General features: G+C 66.6%; 21 protein-coding genes. 1 reads left to right on the top strand and 20 read right to left on the bottom strand.

Going from position 1 to position 21,222, the window contains the following annotated elements:
• Positions 1-3 precede the first annotated feature (3 nt).
• From RM532_RS13050 to cysM, 13 genes are all read right to left on the bottom strand, one after another.
• Positions 4-1,473: an AMP-binding protein gene (locus RM532_RS13050; RefSeq protein WP_311653775.1), complete on the bottom strand. Its 1,470-nt coding sequence runs from the start codon at positions 1,471-1,473 to the stop codon at positions 4-6.
• A complete protein-coding gene (locus RM532_RS13045; protein WP_311653774.1) occupies positions 1,470-2,081 on the bottom strand; it encodes a thermostable hemolysin in 612 nt (203 codons plus the stop codon). Before RM532_RS13045 ends, RM532_RS13050 begins: the two co-directional genes overlap by 4 nt.
• A gap of 189 nt (positions 2,082-2,270) precedes the next feature.
• The gene (locus tag RM532_RS13040; RefSeq protein ID WP_311653773.1) at positions 2,271-3,284 is read right to left on the bottom strand and encodes a glycosyltransferase family 9 protein; all 1,014 of its coding nucleotides are present in this window, start codon (positions 3,282-3,284) and stop codon (positions 2,271-2,273) included.
• 392 nt (positions 3,285-3,676) lie between these two features.
• Positions 3,677-4,555: an SAM-dependent methyltransferase gene (locus tag RM532_RS13035; RefSeq protein ID WP_311653772.1), complete on the bottom strand. Its 879-nt coding sequence runs from the start codon at positions 4,553-4,555 to the stop codon at positions 3,677-3,679.
• Complete coding sequence (locus tag RM532_RS13030) at positions 4,552-5,295, bottom strand: S-methyl-5'-thioinosine phosphorylase (protein WP_311653771.1); 744 nt, start codon at positions 5,293-5,295, stop codon at positions 4,552-4,554. Before RM532_RS13030 ends, RM532_RS13035 begins: the two co-directional genes overlap by 4 nt.
• Positions 5,292-5,855, bottom strand: coding sequence for a hypoxanthine-guanine phosphoribosyltransferase (locus RM532_RS13025; protein WP_311653770.1), 564 nt, complete (start codon positions 5,853-5,855; stop codon positions 5,292-5,294). Before RM532_RS13025 ends, RM532_RS13030 begins: the two co-directional genes overlap by 4 nt.
• Positions 5,842-7,023 carry a mechanosensitive ion channel family protein gene (locus RM532_RS13020; RefSeq protein WP_311653769.1) on the bottom strand — a complete coding sequence of 394 codons (1,182 nt, stop codon included), beginning with the start codon at positions 7,021-7,023 and terminating at the stop codon, positions 5,842-5,844. Before RM532_RS13020 ends, RM532_RS13025 begins: the two co-directional genes overlap by 14 nt.
• Positions 7,017-8,039, bottom strand: a complete 1,023-nt coding sequence (gene nagZ, locus RM532_RS13015; RefSeq protein ID WP_311653768.1) for a beta-N-acetylhexosaminidase — start codon at positions 8,037-8,039, stop codon at positions 7,017-7,019. Before nagZ ends, RM532_RS13020 begins: the two co-directional genes overlap by 7 nt.
• Positions 8,036-8,533 carry a L,D-transpeptidase family protein gene (locus RM532_RS13010; RefSeq protein ID WP_311653767.1) on the bottom strand — a complete coding sequence of 166 codons (498 nt, stop codon included), beginning with the start codon at positions 8,531-8,533 and terminating at the stop codon, positions 8,036-8,038. The genes nagZ and RM532_RS13010 overlap by 4 nt, the downstream gene beginning before the upstream one ends.
• Positions 8,523-9,005, bottom strand: a complete 483-nt coding sequence (locus RM532_RS13005; RefSeq protein ID WP_311653766.1) for a CYTH domain-containing protein — start codon at positions 9,003-9,005, stop codon at positions 8,523-8,525. Before RM532_RS13005 ends, RM532_RS13010 begins: the two co-directional genes overlap by 11 nt.
• 8 nt (positions 9,006-9,013) lie before the next feature.
• Complete coding sequence (gene rlmD, locus RM532_RS13000) at positions 9,014-10,345, bottom strand: 23S rRNA (uracil(1939)-C(5))-methyltransferase RlmD (RefSeq protein ID WP_311653765.1); 1,332 nt, start codon at positions 10,343-10,345, stop codon at positions 9,014-9,016.
• On the bottom strand, positions 10,342-10,980 hold the full coding sequence (locus RM532_RS12995; RefSeq protein ID WP_311653764.1) for a hypothetical protein: 639 nt from the start codon (positions 10,978-10,980) through the stop codon (positions 10,342-10,344). Before RM532_RS12995 ends, rlmD begins: the two co-directional genes overlap by 4 nt.
• Complete coding sequence (gene cysM, locus RM532_RS12990) at positions 10,977-11,867, bottom strand: cysteine synthase CysM (protein WP_311653763.1); 891 nt, start codon at positions 11,865-11,867, stop codon at positions 10,977-10,979. The genes RM532_RS12995 and cysM overlap by 4 nt, the downstream gene beginning before the upstream one ends.
• 66 nt (positions 11,868-11,933) lie before the next feature.
• Here cysM and RM532_RS12985 point away from each other — a divergent pair, with 66 nt between their 5' ends.
• Complete coding sequence (locus tag RM532_RS12985) at positions 11,934-14,525, top strand: hybrid sensor histidine kinase/response regulator (protein WP_311653762.1); 2,592 nt, start codon at positions 11,934-11,936, stop codon at positions 14,523-14,525.
• 195 nt (positions 14,526-14,720) lie between these two features.
• Here RM532_RS12985 and pdxJ read toward each other — a convergent pair whose 3' ends face one another.
• The 7 genes from pdxJ to lepA all read right to left on the bottom strand — a co-directional run bounded on the left by pdxJ (position 14,721) and on the right by lepA (position 21,197).
• Positions 14,721-15,446: a pyridoxine 5'-phosphate synthase gene (gene pdxJ, locus RM532_RS12980; protein ID WP_311653761.1), complete on the bottom strand. Its 726-nt coding sequence runs from the start codon at positions 15,444-15,446 to the stop codon at positions 14,721-14,723.
• 7 nt (positions 15,447-15,453) lie between these two features.
• Entirely contained in the window at positions 15,454-16,179 is a 726-nt protein-coding gene (gene recO, locus RM532_RS12975; protein ID WP_311653760.1) for a DNA repair protein RecO, read from the bottom strand.
• Positions 16,180-16,194: 15 nt separating this feature from the next.
• The gene (gene era / locus RM532_RS12970; protein WP_311653759.1) at positions 16,195-17,085 is read right to left on the bottom strand and encodes a GTPase Era; all 891 of its coding nucleotides are present in this window, start codon (positions 17,083-17,085) and stop codon (positions 16,195-16,197) included.
• Positions 17,078-17,776: a ribonuclease III gene (gene rnc / locus RM532_RS12965; RefSeq protein WP_349255323.1), complete on the bottom strand. Its 699-nt coding sequence runs from the start codon at positions 17,774-17,776 to the stop codon at positions 17,078-17,080. Before rnc ends, era begins: the two co-directional genes overlap by 8 nt.
• Positions 17,770-18,123, bottom strand: a complete 354-nt coding sequence (locus tag RM532_RS12960; RefSeq protein WP_311653757.1) for a DUF4845 domain-containing protein — start codon at positions 18,121-18,123, stop codon at positions 17,770-17,772. The genes rnc and RM532_RS12960 overlap by 7 nt, the downstream gene beginning before the upstream one ends.
• 41 nt (positions 18,124-18,164) lie before the next feature.
• Entirely contained in the window at positions 18,165-18,941 is a 777-nt protein-coding gene (gene lepB / locus RM532_RS12955) for a signal peptidase I (protein WP_311653756.1), read from the bottom strand.
• Between the two features lie 456 nt (positions 18,942-19,397).
• Positions 19,398-21,197, bottom strand: coding sequence for a translation elongation factor 4 (gene lepA, locus RM532_RS12950; RefSeq protein WP_311653755.1), 1,800 nt, complete (start codon positions 21,195-21,197; stop codon positions 19,398-19,400).
• Between the last annotated feature and the right edge of the window lie 25 nt (positions 21,198-21,222).

Below are 21,222 nucleotides of genomic sequence, written 5' to 3'. Positions count from 1 at the left end.
CTCCTATGGTTGGCTTTCATGGCATGTCGCCTCCCTGAGTACATCTTGGAATCGCCCCCCATAGGCCGATTCGATAGCGGCTCTTTTTAGACGCCCGTTGGCGGTCGCTTGCCCGTTGGCAGCGGAAAACGGCGCGCTAGCCCGCAGCCAGGCGCTAACGTGGGCGTAGCCTGGTAGTTCTTGGTTAGCATGGGTGATTGCCTGCTCGATCGCCGCGTCCGCCTCCCCCGGGCTGGGCACGAGCACCGCCACGTTTCCCGGCAATGCCTCTCCGAACACCGCAGCCTGGCGCAGCGCTGGGCTTTGCAGCAGCAACGCTTCCGGCCATTCCGGGTTCACATTGCGGCCAAAACTGGTTATGAATTGGTTCTTCTTTCTTCCGCGAACGTAAAGAAATCCGTCTGAATCAAACTCGCCCAGATCACCCGTCGCGATCGCTCGCTCAACCACCGCACAGCCCAGATAACCGAGCATGGAATTGCCGGCTACACAGATTTCTCCATCATTGGCGATACGGACCCGCTGATGCGGTAGTGGTCGGCCGGCACTACCCGCGCGTTCAGCGCCCGGAAGATTGAGACTGACGACAGACGCACACTCCGACAGCCCATAGCCCTCGAATGCAGGGATGCCCGACGCTCTAGCACGCTCAACCAGCTGTGCGCCGACTCTGCCTCCCCCCACCGCAACAAACTTCAGCGACGTGGGTAACCGCGCGCCGGACTCGCGCATTTCGACCAGCGCCTTGAGCAGCTCAGGTAACAGAATCAGACTTTCCGGCTGGCTTTGTTGCAGGCACTGCAACAATCGCTCCGGCTCGAACCGGCCATCAGTCGCAAAGCCAATTTCGGACATGGGTGGGGCAATCACCGTAGCGCCGGCCATTATCGCGGCATATGCGCCAGCCACATTCTCCAGCAGCATGGCGTAGGGCATCACGCTGAGATGCCGACGTATCCGCAAAGGCTCCAGCGCTTCACGCAGCACTGCCGCGAGCGACATCACGGCCTCGTCGCCCAGACAAACTCCCTTGGGGGTACCGGTGCTCCCGGAAGTAAACGTAATCTTGCCGGTGCCGGCCGGGATAGCCTCCGGTCGCTTCACAATGCGTTGCACGACCGTGAGCCCCGCATGGGTTTGAATCGCTTTGAACCCGCGGTCAAGCGCAATAATCCGCTGTGCAGGCGACACCGCCACGGTGTCGATTGACGCGGTATCCAGCACATGCGCCAGCTGCCCATCCGAAAAAAACGGGGGCAAGGGGACGCACGCCACGCCGGCAGCACGAGCGCCAAGATCACAGGTCAACCACTCTGGAGAATTCTCAGCCAGAAGACCCAGGACTCTCACGTCGTGCGCAACGAGGTAGTCCCGCCAGCCGGCGACGTGCTTGGCCAATGCCCGAAACCCTATCGCGCCGCGCACGCCCTCGACGACGCAGCCGTCGCCGATTGAGAAGCGTCCGACCGTCACGGCAGGACGGCGTCGGCGCTGGGCGGAAACTGGCCGGTGGGAATAGCTGCCGCAAGCCGACCAGCGAAGACTCTGGGACCGAAATCGTAATATCGACCCCAGACCTCGGACCCACCGTGCAGACAAACCGGATCGGCGATACCAAGGTCCGCGGGTGTCAACCGGAGCCGACGGAAACTGTTGCTGACTCGACGGGTCGCGGTAAAGGCGACCGCCACAAATCCTCGTCCCACAAGCCACTTCGCGACCCGCGGTATCAGAAAACGGCATGCCCCAGCTCCGTCTGCTGCGAGGCCACCTACTTCGACAATATGCGCACGCCCAATCTCTATGCCGACCCGGGCCCGCAGGAGATTCTCCACCGGAGCCTCAAGATATTGCTCGAGAAACAGGGGACCTGTCTCAGCCCCCCTGAAGCCGACACATGCCCGCAGCCCCCGGGCATCATGTAGCGCGAGAAGCTGCGGGTAAAACTCGTCAATGCAGGCCTGATAATGACGTTCGTAGTGTGTGGCAACGAACTTTTCAACTATGGCGCGATCCTGCGCACCCGGACCATAGTGCGTCAGCCCTGAATTCAATGCCACCACTGGATTATTCATAGTCATCGCCCGCTCCAACCACCTGATTAGGGTCAAAGGCTAACGGACGTTACTTAAGCTTCCCTTATGCCTCCCGGTGGCATCAAAAGCACGCGTTCCAAGTCACCCTCCGTGGCTGTGTATATAGCCGGGAAGTTCGGCCCGACGAGACAAACTACGCTCGTCATGCGCACGCGATCGGCGGCTTGACCACGCTCAGAGGGCAACTTGCCGATCGCTACCCCAGGCATCTATCGCTTCATCTCGAGCATGAAACTGCTGACGGCGCCGCGCCGACGGAAGCTGAATCAAGGCCTTAGCAGCTTCCGCCGGCGCCAGAGGCGCGTTCAAGAATCCACATTCAGGCCCTAGTGGTGCGAATAAACCCGGGGGCGTCGTCTTGAAGAGTCCGAGGACGGGTACGCCACATGCTGCTGCCAGGTGCATCGGTCCGGAATCGGCAGCAATAAACCGATCGAACTGGGTGATCATCGCTGCCAGCTCGCGCAGGTTTTCGGTGCCTATCGCGACGACCTCCGAGCTAACCGCTTCACAGCCAGGTCGTACGATCTGTACCAGTATCGCCTCAGGGTGCAGCGTCCGAACCTCACGACACCATTCCACCCACCAATGTTCTGATAATTCCTTATCACCCGTCGCGTGCGCGAAAAAGCCAAAAATCGTTTTTTGGCAAGGGCTGCCTATCGCCTCCTTAAGATGGATCGAAGCTCTCTCTCGCTCTGAATCGGACATTCCGACCGCCAGATGTTCAATTCTTGTTGGCGCGGGGTCGCTAATCGCGGCGAGTAACGCAAGCGGTTCCAGCCCCATGTGGACGTTCTCGGGGGGCACTGTGACGGCATGAGTCAGTCGCAAACACTGATCTGGAGAAGCAAAACCCAGGCGATATCGGGCAGCGGCGCACAACATGGCAACGCGGTTGCTCAATGAGTGTCCATTGGGATCGACAGCTAGGTCATAGCGACGCCAGCGTAGACTCACAATCAGCGGAATTATTTTCCACAACAGGATCCCGGGCGAAGTCGGCAATTCAATGATTTTATCAACGCCGGGCAAGCCACACAGGAGACGACCGTTGTACTGACCCTGGATAAGCACATCCACGCGAGCGCTGGGAAAGGTGGCAGCCAGCGATTGCAGAAGGGGCGTCAGCAAGACGGTATTACCCAGGCGCCGATTCACGCGACACACCAGAATGCGCCGGGGCATGGGAATCGCCCCCCGCACGGGCCAGCGGGTTGCGTGTTGCCGAATGAGCAGATTTACTAGCGTCGCGCGAAGCTTGCGCCGCGACTGCCGTATCAAGCGTCTGAAGCCCTTCTCATGGTCCGCCCGCCGGTAATGTCCCACTTTTTAGCATGGCCCTGACTATGAGTTGCGCGGGAATCATGCGCAGCGGACCCTTATCGGCGCCTTAAGGTCAGAGAAACAGCGGGCGGCGTCTCGCCGGCAATGGCGTTGGAATCGGAACGTCGACCGATACCTCGACATCCGAGCGCACCGACGGTAAGAGCTGCCGTCAAGCAGGCTCTGGTCCAGTGAGATGTCAGGCGTTATGGTCGGCAAATACCAGCACGCCGTGCTTGGCCGCCCGGCGTCAGTCACGCATCGCTTCGCCGGGCCGTGACGATGCCATAACGCCAGGCCCCGGCCTGCAGGGCGCGGTACTGGCGCAGCGACGACAACCAGTTGGCGTGATGATAGTCATTGTGCAGCCGCAGCAGCCGGAACAGTCCGGCCAGCGGCGCCGTCAACAGGCCGGTGCGATAGAGGCGCCGTGCGGCGGGGCGTATGCGGTCGGTGACGTCGTCGGTCACCACTTCGTCGAAGCCGGCCCGGCGGGCGTCTGCGCCAAAGCCGTCCAGACTGGCCAGATCCGGTACCACCCACTGGCTGACCCAGGCCCGCAGCAAAGCCTCGCGATCGGCGCCCATGGCGGCCTCGGCGCGGAAGAAATCCGACACGATCAGGCGCCCGCTCGGCCGCAGCACGCGCGCGGCCTCGCGCAGGAACGCCGACTTGTCCGTGGCGTGGCAGACGCTTTCCACCGCCCAGACCACGTCGAAACTGGCATCGGCGAACGGCAGACGAGTGTAATCGCCCAGGGCGAACTCGGTGAGATCCGACACGCCCCGGCGTGCCGCCATCATGCGCGCGATGCGGACCTGATGCGGTTCCAGGGTGACCCCGGTGCAACGGGCGCCACGATCGCGGGCCAGCCAGATCGAGGAGCCACCCCAACCGGAGCCCGCATCCAGCACCCGGTCGCCCCGGCCGATGTCGGCCCGTTCCGCCAGCACGGCGTTGAGCCGGGCCAGCGACTGGGCGTGGCTGCGCACGCCGTCGTCCCAGTAGCCGTAATGCAGTGCAAGTGTGCCGCGGCCGCTCCACAGGCCGTAGTACTGCCACTGGGTTTGGCGGTAGTACGCGGCAATCGCCCGGCGCGCGTCCGCCGGGGTGTCGGAACGATCCTGATTCACGCCAGCCGGGGCACGGCGGCGGTCAGCAGCCCGCCCAGCGCCGTCATGCCCTGCTCGAGGTAGCGTTCGATCTCGGCATGGATGGCGCTGTCGCCGCGCCCGGCCGCCCGGTTGACCACTACCGCGCAACAAGCGTAGGCCAATCCGGCTTCGCGCGCGAGACCGGCTTCGGGCATGCCGGTCATGCCAACGATGTCGCAGCCGTCGCGCTGCATGCGGCGAATCTCGGCGGCAGTCTCCAGCCGCGGGCCCTGGGTGACGCCGTGCACACCCTTACCCAGCACGTTCAGTCCCGCGCCGGCGGCGGCCTGGCGCAGTTCGTCGCATGCCGGACCGTCATAGGGGTCGGTGAAATCCACGTGCTGCAGCGGCGTCTCGCCGTCGGCCGAGAAGCTGTGAGCCCGGCCCCAGGTGTAATCGATGATCTGATCGGGAATCACCAGCCGGCCGGGCTCGGCGGCATCGCTGATGCCGCCCACCGCGGCGGCGGCCACCACCGTCCGTACCCCGGCATCGGCCAGTGCCCGGATGTTGGCGCGGTAGTTGATAGCATGCGGCGGCAGGCGATGGCCCGGACCATGCCGGAACAGGAACACCACCTCGCGCCCGGCCAGGCGGCCGCGCCGAAGCGGACCGGAGGGCGGCCCGTAGGGCGTGTGCGCATCCAGGTCGCGAGCATCCTCCAGATCGGTCAGCTCCGCCAGCGCGGTGCCGCCGATGATCCCGACCGGCGCGCTCACGTGTCGGCGACGGCGTAGACCGCCGGCAGCTGCCGGAAATAGCCCTTGTAGTCCATGCCCGCGCCGAATACGTAACGATCCGGCACGGTGGTGCCGACGAAGTCGACCGTCAGCGCCGGGTCACGCCGAGCATGCGATTTCTCCAGCAGAATCGCGGTGCGCACGCGGCGGGCGCCCTGGGCGGCCAGGGCCCCGAGAATGGCCTCCAGCGTGGTGCCCTCGTCGAGAATGTCGTCGATCACCAGCACGTCACGATCGGCCAGGTCGATGCCCGGGCTGACCTTCCACACCAGTTCCCCGCCCTGCGTCTCGCCGTGATAGCGGGTGGCGTGGAGATAGTCGAATTCGAAGGGGAAATCCAGCCGTCGGGTGATTTCGGCGGTCGGCACCAGGCCGCCGAGCATCACGCAGAGAATCACCGGATTGGCCTCGGCCAGCGCTTCGGTAATGTCGCGGGCCATGCGGTCGTAGATGTCGGCCAGTTGCGCCGCGTCGCAAACGCAGTCGGCCCGCTCACGCACCATCATGGCGTCCCGGCGCCGTTCGTCATGCATCGTCATCGGTACTTCCCTGCTGTTCCGGATTCTTGGGTGCGCCGGTGCCCGGCCGGCCACGCGCCATCTTTCCGTCGGCGTCATCATCATCGTTGCGAGCAAGATGCACCGTGGTGGTCGGAAACGCCACCTCGGCACCGTGTCCGCTGATGATGTCATGGCAGCGCGTCAGCACGTCCTGCTTGACCGCCAGGAAATCACCCCAGCCGGTGGTCACGGTGAAGCAGTAGATGAACAGTTCCAGGCTGGACGGGGCAAAGCGGTTGAAGTAGACCAGAATCGTCTGCGAGGTGTCGATGTCGGGATGGGATTCGATCATCTCGCGGATATCGGACACCACCGGCCCCACCAACGCCGAGTCTTCGTAGCGCAGGCCCACGGTCTCGTTGATCTGCCGATGCGTCATGCGCGAGGGATTTTCCAGCGAGATCGTGGTGAATGCAGCATTGGGCACGTATAGCGCCCGCTTGTCGAAGCGGCGCACCGAGGTCGCTCGCCAGCCAACCGCCTCGACCACGCCCTCGATGTCCCGGTCCGGCGAACGGATCCAGTCCCCCACCGAGAACGGCCGGTTGAGGTAGATGGTCAGCCCGCCCAGCAGATTGGCGATGACATCCTTGGCGGCGAAACCGATCGCGATGCCCCCGACGCCACCGAAGGCCAGCAAGCCGGAAATGGATACCCCCAGGGTCTGCAGCACCACCAGCGCCCCGGTGATCATCACCGCCAGCCGCAGCAGCTTGGCGATGGCGTCGGCGGTGGTTTCGTCCAGCGGGTCGCCGCGGCGCGCGGCGTGCACCAGCATGTTCTTTTCCACCGCCGTGATCAGGCTCAGGATGAACCAGATGACGATGCCCGCATACGCCACCACCCGCGCGTCCGGCAGCCAGGTACCGATGATCGACTCCGGATCGGGGCTGCCGATGCTTGCCGCCAGCGACAGCCCGCCCACCCAGACGGCGCCGCGCAGCGGCCCGCTCAGGCTTTCGTAGATGGCGTCATCCCAGACGCTGCGGGTGTGTTCCACCCGTTTTGCCAGCTGCCGGAAGGCCAGCCGCAGGATCAGATTGATCACCACCACGGCCAGCACGATCAGGAAGATATCCGCGATCTCGCCCCAGCGGGTCCGGAAATCTTCCAGGGCAATCCACCCGTTGCTGAGGGTCTCTAACATTGGCCGTCTGCCGGTCGGGCCAGCGCCGTGACGCGCGATCGCGCCGCCGCCAGCGTGGGGTTATCGATGGTCATGTCGTGACGACGCCGCAGGCGCATCAACGGGGTCGGATCGAAATCCGAGGGCCGCGGCAACTGCTCGACCAGCGAGCGAACGGCCTCGCGGTTGTTGCAGACCGGCAGCATCTGGCAGCCGGCGGCGAGCGCCTTGTGGGCGCGGGTAAGGTAGTCGCCGACTACCGCGGCGCCGCCCATGCTCAGATCGTCGCAGAACACCACGCCGGTAAAGCCCAGTTCGCCGCGCAGCCGCTTGCCAATCCAGGTGGAAGACAGGCTGGCCACCTCTTCGCAGACCGCCGGATAGCGCACATGCGCCATCATCACCGACTCCAGCCCCGTCTCGATCAGCGCCGCGAACGGCGCCATATCGGCCTGGAGATCGGCCAGCGGCCGCTCGTCCACCGGTAGCGTCTCGTGCGAATCGGCCACCACCGCGCCGTGGCCGGGAAAATGCTTGCCGGTAGCCGCCAGGCCGGCTTCCGCCATGCCGGTGCGCAGGGCGCCGCCGAGTGCCGCGACAACCCCGCCGTCCGCATGAAAGGCGCGATCACCGATCACCGTGGAGCAGCCGTAGTCGCGGTCCAGCACGGGCGCGAACGCCAGGTCGATATCTAGCGCCGCCAGTTCAGCGCCGATCACCCGGCCGCAGTCGGCCGCCAGGGCACGTGCCGCATGCGGATCCGCATCATGGTGGGCGCCGATCGTCCCCATGGACGGAATGCGCGTCATCCCCTCGCGGAAGCGCTGCACGCGGCCACCCTCGTAGTCCGCAGCAATCAGCAACTCGGGGCGCAGTTCGCGAATGGCGGCGCACAGTTCGCCTAGCTGTTCCACGGAAACAAAGTTGCGAGAAAACAGGAGCACCCCGCCCACCAGAGGTTCCGCCAGCAGGGCCCGATCCGACGCATCCAGCCGGACGCCGGCCACGTCGATCATCAGCGGACCGGGGGCGGTCATGCGCTGCCCTCGTGGATGTTCACCGGGATGCCGGCCGGAATCCGGTCGAACAGCTCGATGATGTCGCTGTTGTGCATGCGCACGCAGCCGATCGACCCCGGCCGACCCATCTGGACACTGTCCGGCGACCCGTGGATGTAGACGTAGCGGCGCATGGTGTCCACCGCGCCCAGGCGATTGCGGCCGATTTCCTCGCCACAGAGCCAGAGGATGCGGGTGAGAATCCAGTCGCGCCCGGGCTCGGCGGTGGCCAGTGCCTCGGAGTATATCTCGCCGGTGGGCCGGCGGCCGCGGAATACCGTGCCGGGCGTCGCGCCGGCGCCGATCTTGGCCCGGATGCGATGCCGGCCGCGCGGCGTGCGGAAGCTGCCCTCCCGCTCGCCCGCCCCGTTTTTCGAGGTGGATACCGCATAGCGCGCCAGCATCCGGCCGTCGCCGTTGAGCAGTCTCAGGGATTGCTCGGTCAGATCGATGTCGATGTGTTCAGCGCTCATCGGCCGGCCAGTCGCGATAGGGCGTGATTGCCAGTGCATGATTGTAATAGCGCCGCAGCTCGGTGACCTCCGACCCTAGCCAGGCCGGCTTTTCGAATGGCTCGTCCACCGCGCCCAGCTCCACCTCGGCCACCACCAGACCGGCATTGGCACCGGCGAACTCGTCGATTTCCCAGAGATGCGCGCCGTGCCGCAGCAGGTGCCGTCGCTTTTCCACCGGCGGATGCATGCACAGCTCGGCCAGCATCGCCCGGGCGTCGGCGAGCGGGATGGGGTATTCGTATTCGGCTCGTGCGGCCCCCTTCACTGCCGCCTTGATGTTCAGGTTGGCCTGCTCACCGTCGATCCGAACCCGTACCGACGCCCGGCCGGGATCGTTGAGATAGCCTTGGCAGAGCATCCGTGAGCTCTCCGCCTGGTTACGCCAGGACTCGTCCGCGGTCAGGAACTTGCGTTCGATCTCGGTCGCCATCGCTGTGCTCAGTCCCGGGTAAACAGCGCCATCGCCTCGACGTGCGCCGTATGGGGAAACATGTCCACCGCTCCGGCCGCGGCCAGCCGATAGCCGAAATCATTCACCAGCGTGGCGGCGTCCCGGGCCAGCGTGGCCGGGTGACAGGAACAGTAGACGATGCGCCCGGGCCGGCTGGCCACCGCCGCCGGCAGGATTTCCCGGGCCCCGGACCGCGGCGGGTCCAGCAGCAGCCGGTCGGCCGGCGGGTGGAGCCAGACCGCCCCGTCGGCGGGTTCGAACAGATCGGCCACATGGGCTTCCACGTTATTGAGCCCATTGGCGGCCGCGTTCGCGCGAGCCCGGGCCACCAGACCGGCCTCGCCCTCCACCGCGATAACCTGCCCCGCTCGCCGTGCCAGGGGCAGGCTGAAGTTGCCTAGGCCGGCAAACAGCTCGAGCACGGTGTCCGACGGCCCGGCTTCGAGCAACTGCACCGCCTGCGACACCATGCCCCGGTTGACCTCGGCGTGGATCTGAACGAAATCGGTGGGCTCGAAAGTCACCCGGACATCGAACTCGGGCAGATCGTAGGTCAGCGCCGGCGCCGGGGGCTGCAGCGGCTCGACGGTATCCAGCCCGCCGGTCTGCAGATAGATGACGAAATCGTTTGCCCGGGCAAAGGCGGCAAGCTGTTCGCGGTCCGCGGCGGAGGGCGTGGCCAGCACCCGCAGGACCAGAGCCGTCACATCGTCGCCGGCAGCCACCTCGATCTGCGGCAGTTGCTCGCGGATGGACAGGCCATCGATCAGCGTCTGCAGTTCGGTCAGACGGTGGCCCACCGCCGGGACCAGCACGTGGCACTCATCCAGCATGGCCACGAAAGGCGATCCGCGCTCGCGAAACCCGACCAGGGTGCCGCCCTTCTTGGCCACGTACTTCGCGCCGAGTCGCGCCCGCCGGCGATACCCCCAGCGGGCCCCGGTGACGGGCGGCAGGGTACGGTCGGGTATCACCCCGCCCACCCGGGCCAGCGTGGTCAGCACCTGCTGCTGCTTGAACGCCACCTGCGCCTCGGCATCCAGATGCTGCAGGGCGCAGCCGCCGCACAGGCCGAAGTACGGGCAACGCGGTGTGACCCTTTCGGGCGCGGCCTCGAGCACCGACTCGAGCAGACCCTCATCGTGCTGGCGGTGCTGCCGTTTGCGCAGGTAGGTGACGCGTTCGCCGGGTAGGCAATCGGGCACGAACACAGTCTTGCCCGTGTCGTCGCGGCCCACCCCGCGGCCATCCGCCGCCAGATCGGCCACGGTCATCTCGAACGGGCCAACCGGGACCCGGCGCGCCGATTTCCGGCTCATGCCCGAGCCAGCGCCGACCGGCAGGCCTGCGCCTCGGTCGGGCTGCAATTGGCGCGGGCGACCTGCAGCGCCAGCAGTGCATGGGCCGTATCCAGCGCTTCCTGCTGACAGTCTGCCGACGCCCGTGCCGACAACATGGGTGCGCCGAGCAATGCCGCCCATTCCCGCAGGGGCGGTGACGCCGGACTGCTCCCGGCCGGGCAGATGGCCGCGGTCACACCCATGAGGGACGAGTGGCTGTCGGCAGCCGGCCAGAGCCAGGGCAAGGCACGTCCATGCCGGGCGGCGCGGGCACGCAGGAGCGGCCAGGTCCGATCGCCATCCCAGGCTGCAACAAGGGCGGCGTCACTCAGCACCGAATGCAGCCGATCCAGAAGCTCGGCTTCCTCTTGCTCGTCCGCGGCCGCAAGGGCATGGATCCGTGCCCGATCAGGTGCAATGGTGACCCAGGCCGCGGCATCGAGCCGTTGCAGATGCCAGGGCAATTCGCGGTTGCCTTGGCGCTGCTGCCACAGGGTGGTAACCGCCCGTTCGATCCCGGCCTCGTCGAGGCCGTCGAAATCATGCAGGCGCCTTGCCGCATCGGCATCGAGGGTGGTGGCCAGAGCCAGGGCAACCACCGCCCCCTGGGTCAAGCGTAGACCCCGGTGGACAGGTAACGATCGCCACGATCGCAGACGATGACGGCAATCACGGCGTTCTCGGTCTGCCGCGCCAGCTGCAGCGCGGCCCAGACCGCCCCGCCCGACGACGGCCCGGCGAAGATGCCCTCCCGCGCGGCCAGATCGCGCATGGTGTTCTCCGCATCCGTGGCCTCGACGTCGATCACCTCATCCACCCGCTCGGGCTCGAAGATGCGCGGCAGATATTCCTGCGGCCAGCGGCGGATGCCGGGGATACGCGATTCCCCGGCCGGCTGCACGCCGACGATGCGCACGCCCGAATTCTTTTCCTTGAGAAAGCGCGACACGCCCATGATGGTGCCGGTGGTGCCCATCGAGGCGACGAAATGGGTGATCGCGCCATCGGTATCGCGCCAGATCTCGGGACCGGTGCCCTCGTAATGGGCCCGCGGATTGTCGGGGTTGGCAAACTGGTTGAGCACCATGCCCTCACCCCGCTCGGCCATGGCATCGGCCAGATCGCGGGCGCCTTCCATGCCCTCGGATTCGGATACCGACACGATTTCCGCGCCGAACGCCCGCATCACCGCGCGGCGTTCCTCGCTCATGTTCTCCGGCATGATCAGGCGCAGGCGAAACCCCTGCATGGCCGCGACCATCGCCAGCGCGATGCCGGTGTTGCCACTGGTGGCCTCGATCAGAGTGTCGCCGGGACGAATATCCCCGCGCTCGGCGGCGTAACGGATCATGCTGTAGGCGGGTCGATCCTTGACCGAACCGGCGGGGTTATCGCCTTCCAGCTTGGCCAGCACGGTATTGCCGCGCTCGTCATCGACCAGGCGCTGCAACCGCACCAGCGGCGTGTTGCCCACGCACTGTTCCAGAGTCGGATAGTTCATGAGCCGAATTCTAGCAGGGGTGCCCGGGGGTTAACTGCCCGAGGCGCAGCCCCGTAAACTGCATCAATGATGCGCTGGCCCCTCGGCATGGCCGCCACGATGGCGGTGATCGCAACCGCCTTGCTGGTGGCAACCGCCACCGCGGCCTGGCTGTTGCACAGCGAGGTGCGTGATACCGCCGTCACCCAGCAGCGTCTTGCCACCAGCCAGATCCGCCAGCTGGCGCGGGCCGGCCACCTCGCGCTGGTGGCCGGGGACGATCCGGAACTGCGCCAGATCGCCCGGACCCTGTTCGAGGCCAACGATTTTCTCGGCCGGATCCGCATCGCCGACACGCCCGGCAACAATCGCATTGACCTGGCCGCCGACCATCCGACGCTAGACTCCGGGACACGACGCCTGGCGGCCTGGGCGCGGCTGGTGGCACAACCCTCGCTGACCACCGAATTCGCCTCCGACATTCCGCCCGCCGGCGAAGGCAGCGCGCTGGATCCCTTCGGCACGCCCCGGGCGGATATCGGGCGGGCATACCTCACGCTGTCCGATCGCGCCTGGCAGCACTATCTGGCCACCTCCCTGCAGCGGGCAGCGCTGCAGGGGCTGGTTGCCTTCGGCCTGCTGCTGGCCGCCGGGCTGGCGGTGGCCTGGACCACCGCCCGGCCAGTCTCCCGGTTGCGGCGCCGGCTGCGGGAACTGGCCGGGGATGCGGACGACGATATCGAGCGCAGTCTGGATACCCTGGGCGAACGCCTGAGCCGCAGCGAAGACCAGGCCCGCGCCGCCACCGAAACCCTGAAAACCCGGGAACGCGAACTCGAGCGCGCCCGCCGGCAGGAACGTGACGCCACCCGCCTGCGGGCGGACCTGGTGGCCGGCATGAGCCACGAGCTGCGGGCGCCGCTGACCGCCATCCTCGGGCATGCCGACCTGCTGGACCGCGGCAGGCTGGATCGCGGCCAACGCGAGCATGTTCACACCGTTCGCCAGTCGGCCCACAACCTGCTCGCCCTGATCGACGACGTCATCCAGTGGAGCGGCCTGGAATCCGGGCGCACCACGCTCAACGAGGTCGGTTTCAACCTGCGCGACATTGTCGAGGAAACCCTCAACCTGCTCGCACCCCTGGCCTTCGAGAAGGACCTGGACCTGGTCCATCTGGTGTTCAGCGACGTGCCGCATCAGGTTCGCGGCGATCCGCTGCGGCTGCAGCAGATTCTGACCAATCTCGTTTCCAACGCGATCAAGTTCACCGACCGCGGGGAAATCGTGGTCCGGGTAATGGGCGAGGACGAGAATGAACAGGGCCTGGCGCTGCATCTCAGTGTGACCGATACCGGCCCCGGCATCCCCCCGGATCAGCAGACCCGGCTGTTCCGGATGTACAGCCAGCTGCAGCCCCAGCAGCCGGGCGGGTCCGGGCTGGGGCTGGCCATCAGCAAGCGTCTGCTCGACATGATGGGCGGCGAGATCACGGTAGAGAGCGAGGCAGGCAAGGGCGCCACCTTCCACGTCTACCTGACCCTGGCGCGGGCAACCGGCGGCGACCAGCCCGCCGCCGCCCCGGCCGGACTGGAAGACGTCGACGTGCTGCTGATCGATACCGGCACCACCGCCGGGCTGGCACTGAGCCATTGTTTCGAGGCCTGGGGCATGCAGGTCCGCCGCGCCGAATCCATCCAGGCCGCACGGGATGCAATGGCGGGTCCCGGTCCGCCGACACTGCTGGTATTCGGTCTGCGGCGGGCCGATCTGCGGGAAGCCGCACCCGCCGATCTGCTGCGGGCGTCGCGGGCAGCCGGCGCGACCAGTCTCGTTCTGCTCACTTCCATCGACGAAGCCGATCACGACGCCGCCCGGGCCCTGGGCGCGGACCGGAGTCTGGCCAAGTCCCTGCCCCGCCTGTCCCTGCATCGCGAACTGCGGGAGTTGCTCGGGCGGACGCCGGATGAGGACCCCGGTTGGCGGAACCTGCAGGTGCTGGTGGCCGACGACAGCGAAGCCACCCGACAGCTGCTGGCGGCGACACTGCGGGAACTCGGCGCCAGCGTCGCCCTCGCCGGCAACGGCCGCGAGGCCGTCAGCGCCTGGCGCAAGGGCGGGTTTCCGCTGATCCTTATGGACGATCAGATGCCGGATCAGGACGGACGTGACGCGATTCGCCAGATCCGGACACTGGCAGACCCCGCCAATCCGCCCCGCATCGTCGGCATGACCGCGGACAGCAGCGGCACCGGCGCCCGGCACCTGACCGAGGCCGGCGCGGACGTCTGCCTGGTCAAGCCCTTCGACGCCGCGACCCTGCAGCGGGCAATGGCCACAACCGACCTGATCGGCGAGGAAGCGCCCCGGCCGGCCAACCGGGCGGCACCCGCCCTGGCACGGGATCCGGCCCTGGCGCGGTTACTCGGCGAGGAACTTCCCCGCCAGTTGTCCGCGGTGGGACAGGCCCTGGATGCCGGCGAATACGAAGCCGCATGCCGCGATATCCACACCCTGCACGGCACCGCGGCGTTCTATGCCTTGACGTCGCTGCAGGCCGCGGCCGATGTTGTGGAGCGGGCGCTACAGTCCGGTGATCCGGTCACCACCGAGGCACGCATGGCCCTGATCGAATCCACTCGTGAGGCCATGGATCAACTGAACGAAACCAGCCCGTAGCGCGGGATGCATCCCGCCTGCGCCATCGCCAGCCGTGGCGCGGGCATTACCCGGCCGGATGAATCCAGCCCCACCATGTGGGCAGACGTTCCCATCCTCGGCACCAGACCGCAGGGCGCAATTCATTGCGCCTGGCGCCCACCCAGCCATTGACATCAAATTGAACCGGCCGGATTAATTCGGCCCTAAGTTCGGCTAACGCGCCGCCTGCATCGCCCGGCCCATCGCGGCCACGGCCTGTTCCAGGCCCATGAAGACCGCGTCGGCAACAATGGCATGGCCGATGTTGAGCTCCACCAGTTCCGGGATGGCGGCAATCGGCGCCACATTATCGAGATTCAGCCCGTGACCGCCGTGCACTTCCAGACCGGCCGCGGCCGCCGCGGTGGCGGCCTCCCGCAATCGCGCCAGTTCGGCCTCGCGGGCGCTGGCATCGCCGGCATCGGCATAGGCGCCGGTATGCAGTTCCACCGCCGGGGCGCCGGCCGCCACGGCGGCCTCGATCTGGGCGCGATCCGGGTCAATGAACAGCGACACCCGGATGCCCGCGGCGGCCAGCCGGCGGCAGGCCGCGGCCACTGCCACCGGCTGGCCAGCGACGTCGAGGCCGCCCTCCGTGGTCAGCTCCTCGCGCTTTTCCGGCACCAGGCAGGCATGAGGCGGGCGCAGGCGTTCGGCAATGGTCAGCATCGCGTCGGTCACCGCCATCTCCAGGTTCAGCACCACGCCCGGCAAGTTCACCAGCGCCTCGACGTCGGCATCCTGGATGTGCCGGCGATCCTCGCGCAGATGCACGGTGATGCCCTGCGCCCCGCCGGCCAGCGCCGCCTTCGCGGCGCGGACGATATCGGGATACGGCGTGCCCCGCGCCTGACGCAGCGTGGCCACATGGTCGATGTTCACACCCAGACGGATACTCATGGCGAAATCAGGACTCCTCGGATTGAAAGCGGCGCAGTGACTGAAGCGTTCGCGACGACTGCAGCGGCCGACCACCCAGATGCGGCGTCAGGGCAGCCGCGAGTAGGCGTCGCAGCGCGGGCGCGACGGCGGGATCGTCGACCTCGCCACGGTCCAGCGCCAGCAGTTCGGCACCACCCACGGCTACGTCATCGGGCTGTTTGTCGCCCTGGTTGGCCCGCAGACCCGCGCGCGGATTGAACAGGTACGACCCGGCCGGAAAAACCGCCTCACCCGTGGCCGATTCCGCGGTCAGAGGCAGGGCGTAGCCAAGATCAGCCAGCAGATCACGCTCGAACAGCCGCAGGGCCGGCCCCGGATCGGCTGTCCCGGACAGCGCTTCGAGCAGCACGGCAAAACGGTCGAACAGATCGGCATGGGGGTCGTCCCGCGCCAGCACCCGGAGTACCAGTTCGCAGGCATAGAATCCCGCGTACAAGCCGTCGCCCTGCCAGGTGAAACGGCCGCCGGCCTCGGTGCCGGCCAGCGTATGCAGTTCGCCGCGGCCGCGCCAGGACAGGCGTAGCGGCTGCATCGGCTCGAGCAGTCCGCGGCTCCGGGCCCGCGGCGAACGGGCGCCCCGGGCCACCAGACCGATACGGCCGTAGCCCCGGGTAAAGGCGTCGATCAGCAGGGAGGTGTCCCGATAGGGGCGCCGGTGCAGGATGAAGGCCGGTTCCAGGTCAACGCGCATGGGACCGGGACACGGTCAATGGCCGAAGCCGCGCACGGCCGCCTCGTCATCCGGCCAGTGTTCGCGCACCTTCACCCACAGCGACAGATGCAGACGCCGATCCAGCCGCCGGGCCAGTTCCAGCCGCGCCCGCCGCCCCACTTCCTTGAGCGTGGCCCCACCGCTGCCGATCACGATCGCCTTCTGGCTGTCGCGCGCCACCCAGATGACGGCACCGATGCGCAGCAGGCCGTCCACTTCCTCCCAGGCATCCACGTTCACCGCCAGCGAATACGGCAGCTCCTGGTGCAGCAACAGGGTGAGCTTTTCGCGCACCGTCTCGGCCACCATGAACCGCAGGTCGCGATCGCTGAGCTGATCATCATCGAACAGGAACTCACCGGCCGGCATGAAACGTGTGATCTCCTCGACCAGCGGTTCGAGGTTGTCCTCGCGCCGCGCCGACAGCGGCACCACGAAGGCGAAATCATGCTCGCGGCCGACCGATTCTATGAACGGCAGCAGCGCCTCGCGCGGGGTCACGCGGTCCACCTTGTTGACGATCAGCCCCACCGGCACCCCGCCGCTGGCCGCCACCGACAGCGCCTGCGCATCCTCGTCGCGCCAGCGGCCGGCCTCCACCACCAGCAGCGCCAGGTCCACACCGTCCACACTGCCCGTCGCGGTTTCGTTCATCACCCGATTGAGTGCATGCCCGCCGCCCCGGTGCAGCCCGGGGGTATCCACCAGGCCGATCTGGGTGTTGCCGCGGGTGAGCAGCCCGACAATCCGGTGCCGGGTGGTCTGGGCCTTGTGGGTAACGATGCTGACCTTCTCGCCGACCAGTGCATTGATCAGGGTGGATTTGCCCACATTGGGCCGACCCAGGATCACGGCCAGTCCGCTATGGCGGGGATTGTCACTCATGGCCGGACTCCAGTTGCGTCAGCATCGCGCGGGCGGCAGCCTGCTCCGCCCGGCGGCGGCCGCTGCCCTCGCCGTCCGCGGTCTGCGGCGCATCCGCCAGGCTGCAGCGGGCGACGAAGTGACGTTCGTGGTCGACGCCGGACGTCGACACGATCTCGTAGCGGGGCAGCTCCCGGCCGCGGCCCTGCAGGTATTCCTGCAGCCGGGTCTTGGCATCCTTGAGGCTGTCGGCCGAGGGCAGGTCGTTCAGGCGGTCGGCGAACAGGCGCCGGACCAGTGCCGCGGCCGCCTCGAAGCCGGCGTCCTGGAACACCGCACCGATCACCGCCTCCAGCGCATCGGCCTGGACCGAAGCCCGCCGGGCGCCACCCGAGCGGCGTTCGCCCTGCCCCATCTGCAGACAGGGGCCGAGCTCGAGTTCGGTAGCCACCTCGGCCAGCGTACGCTCGCGCACCAGGCTGGCCCGCAGCCGCGACAGATCACCCTCCGGGGCATGCGGCCGGGCCTCGAACAATGCGTGGGCAATCACCATGTTGAGCACCGAGTCCCCGAGGAATTCCAGCCGTTCGTTGTCGCCACCGCCGGCGCTGCGATGGGTCAGGGCGACCTTCAGCAGCTCGACGTTGGTGAACTCGTGGCCCAGACGCCGGCTCAGGGCCGCACGCTGATGGTCGGCCTGTTCGCTCAAGATCCGGGTGCCGGCAGGAACACCGTCTCCCGGAAATCGAACAGCAGCGAGACATCGCCGAACAGCGGCTCCTCGCGCTCGTAGATCACGGTCAGTTCGCGACCGTTCTCGACGCGCTTCACCCGCACGTCGCTGCCCTTGATGTTGTCGATATAGCCGGAGTCGAAACGGCGCTGGATACGGTTCTGGATTTCATAGGCCGACGCGTCGCGCAACTCCGGTTGGCCGGCGGCCCAGGCCAGGGTGGAGCGGATCTCGTAGTTGTTCACGTAGATGGGCACGCACTTGATGCCCACCAGGGCGATCATCCCCAGGGTGCCCAGCACGTAGAGCCAGCCCCAGATGGTCATGCCGGTCTGGCGCGTTCGCGCGGAATGAATCGGAGGGTTCTTCAATGGATCAGGTTCCCCAGCCGGTCGAAGCGCACGCGGAAGGGGTCGAACGACACGCTCATCCAGATCATGAACGCCCGCCCGACCAGCATGCGCTCGGGCACGAAGCCCCACACACGGGAATCCGAACTGTGATCGCGGTTGTCGCCCATCACAAAATAATGGCCCGCCGGCACCTCGTAGCGCAACGCGGGCAGTTCGCGGCCGCGGGTGTTGAGCAGACCATGGGTATGCTCACCCAGGGTTTCGCGGAACTCCACAGCGGACTGCAGCGGTGAGATGCCCGGCCCCGCGTACTCGCCCAGCCGTTCCATCGGCACCGGGTCACCGTTGATGGTGAGCTGCTTGTTGCGGTAGACGACCCGGTCCCCGGGCAGCCCTACCACGCGCTTGATGAAGTCCTTGCTCGGATCCTCGGGCCAGCGGAACACGATGACATCGCCCCGCTCGGGTTCGCCGAAATCGACGAACTCGGTATGCAGGCCCGGCAGCCGCAGCCCGTAGCCGAACTTGTTCACCACGATGAAGTCGCCTTCCAGCAGCGTCGGCACCATGGACGACGAGGGAATCCGGAACGGTTCCACCACGAACGACCGCAGAATCAGCACCGCGAGGATCACCGGGAAGAAGGAGCGCGAGAACTCCACGACCATGCCGGTGCCGGCGTTCTCGGCCCGGCGCCGGGCCAGCCACCAGCGATCCAGCGCCCAGATGATCCCGGTCACCACGGTGGCCAGCAACAGGCCCACCTCGAAATCAAAATGCAGGTCGTTCATCGAGGAACCTCTGATTCATGCATGCGCGGATCACGTTTGTGTCCCAAAAGCTTCGAATGCAAGGCGCCCGGCGCCGCGCCGTGGTAGGGACGACCCGAGCGGCGGAGCAGGGATTCCCGCGGCGAAGCCGTGGGATGCGACCCGCGGCGGGTCGGACCGTACGAGCTCCGTCCTCGGGTCTTTTGCCGCACGCCGGCGGTCGCATCCCACGGCTTCGCCGGGAACCCTGCTCCTCGCCTCGTACGGCACGGTCAAGCCGGGCAACGCCGCAGTCGGCGCTTTTGGGCCAAACCCCTTCGGGGCCGGGCCTTTGCGCGCCCCTGGACGGCGTCATTCGTCGTTCATTTGCAATCAGCAAACCTCTCTCCTCATTCCTTGCCAGGAACGCGCAAAGACACCGGCGTGACCGTGCAGGCATGAATCAGAGGTTCCCTACCGCTCCCGTGCGGAGTTGCCCTAGTCCCGATCGCCGGTGGAAAGCACCGCCAGGAAGGCCTCCTGCGGAATCTCCACGCTGCCGAGCTGTTTCATGCGTTTCTTGCCCGCCTTCTGCTTTTCCAGCAGCTTGCGCTTGCGGGTGATGTCGCCGCCGTAGCACTTGGCGGTCACGTTCTTGCGCATGGCCTTGACCGTCGACCGCGCGATGATGCGCGTGCCGATGGTGGCCTGGATGGCCACATCGAACATCTGCCGGGGCACGATGCCCTTGAGCTTGTCCACCAGCGCCTTGCCGCGCTCGTAGCTGCGGTCGCGATGGACGATGTGGGCGAGTGCATCCACCGCCTCGCCGTTGATCATCACGTCCAGCCGCACCAGATCGGCGGCCTGGAAGCGGGCAAAGTCGTACTCGAACGAGGCAAAACCCCGCGATACCGATTTCAGCCGGTCGAAGAAATCCAGCACCACCTCGGACAGCGGCAGTTCGAAATTCATCGATACCGACTTGCCCAGGTACTGCATGTCCTTCTGCACCCCGCGCTTTTCCATGCACAACTGCAGCACTGGTCCGATGAACTCCTGCGGCATCAGGATGTTGGCGCGAATGATCGGCTCGCGGATCTCCGCAATCTTGCCCACGTCCGGCAGCGACGTGGGGTTGCTGACCGACAGCGTTTCACCGGCATTGGTGAACACCTCGTAGATCACGGTGGGCGCCGTGGTGATCAGCTCCAGTCCGTATTCGCGCTCCAGCCGTTCCTGCACGATCTCCATGTGCAGCATGCCCAGGAACCCGATACGGAAACCGAAGCCCAGCGCCGCCGAGGTCTCCGGCTCGTAGTTGAGCGAGGAGTCGTTCAGGCGCAGCTTGGCCAGGGCGTCGCGGAAGTCCTCGTAGTCGTCGGTCGATACCGTGTAGACCCCGGCGAACACCCGCGGCTGGATCTGGCGAAACCCCGGCAGACGTTTGTCGCAGGGGGCGTGAGCATGGGTGAGCGTGTCCCCCACCGGCGCACCGTCTATATCCTTGATGCCGGCGATCACATAGCCGACCTCTCCCACCTCCAGCGATTTGCGCGGGGTCTTGCGGGGGGTGAAGATGCCGACCTCGTCCACCTCGTATTCGCGGGCGGTGGCCAGAATCTTGATGCGGTCCTTGGTCTGTAGCCGGCCGTTGACGATGCGGACCAGCGACACCACGCCCAGGTAGTTGTCGAACCAGGAATCGACGATCAGCGCCTGCAGCGGCGCATCCGGCGATCCGCCCGGCGGCGGGATGCGGCGGATGATCGCCTCCAGCACCTCGGTGACACCGACGCCGGACTTGGCGGAGACCAGCAGCCGGTCGGTGGCCTCCAGGCCGATCACATCCTCGATCTCCTGGGCCACCCGGTCCGGATCGGCTGCCGGCAGATCGATCTTGTTGAGCACCGGGACCACTTCCAGATCCTGCTCGATCGCGGTGTAGGTGTTGGCCACGCTCTGGGCTTCCACCCCCTGGGAGGCATCCACCACCAGCAGCGCGCCCTCGCAGGCGGCCAGCGATCGCGACACCTCGTAGGAGAAATCGACGTGCCCCGGGGTGTCGATGAAATTCAGCTTGTAGGTATGGCCGTCGGCCGCGTGGTAGTCGAGCGTCACCGCCTGGGCCTTGATAGTGATGCCGCGCTCGCGCTCCAGGTCCATGGAATCGAGTACCTGCTCGGCCATCTCGCGCTCGGTCAGCCCCTCGCAGGCGCGGATGAAGCGGTCCGCCAGCGTGGACTTGCCGTGATCGATGTGGGCGATGATCGAGAAATTGCGTATACGGGATTGCATCGGGTGGGCGCAGGCCCCCTGTTGA

This window comes from Spectribacter hydrogenoxidans (assembly GCF_031846275.1).
GTDB lineage: Bacteria > Pseudomonadota > Gammaproteobacteria > Nevskiales > Salinisphaeraceae > Spectribacter > Spectribacter hydrogenoxidans.
The sequence above is the reverse complement of the archived record's forward strand: the minus strand, read 5'-3'. Positions and strand labels throughout refer to the sequence as shown.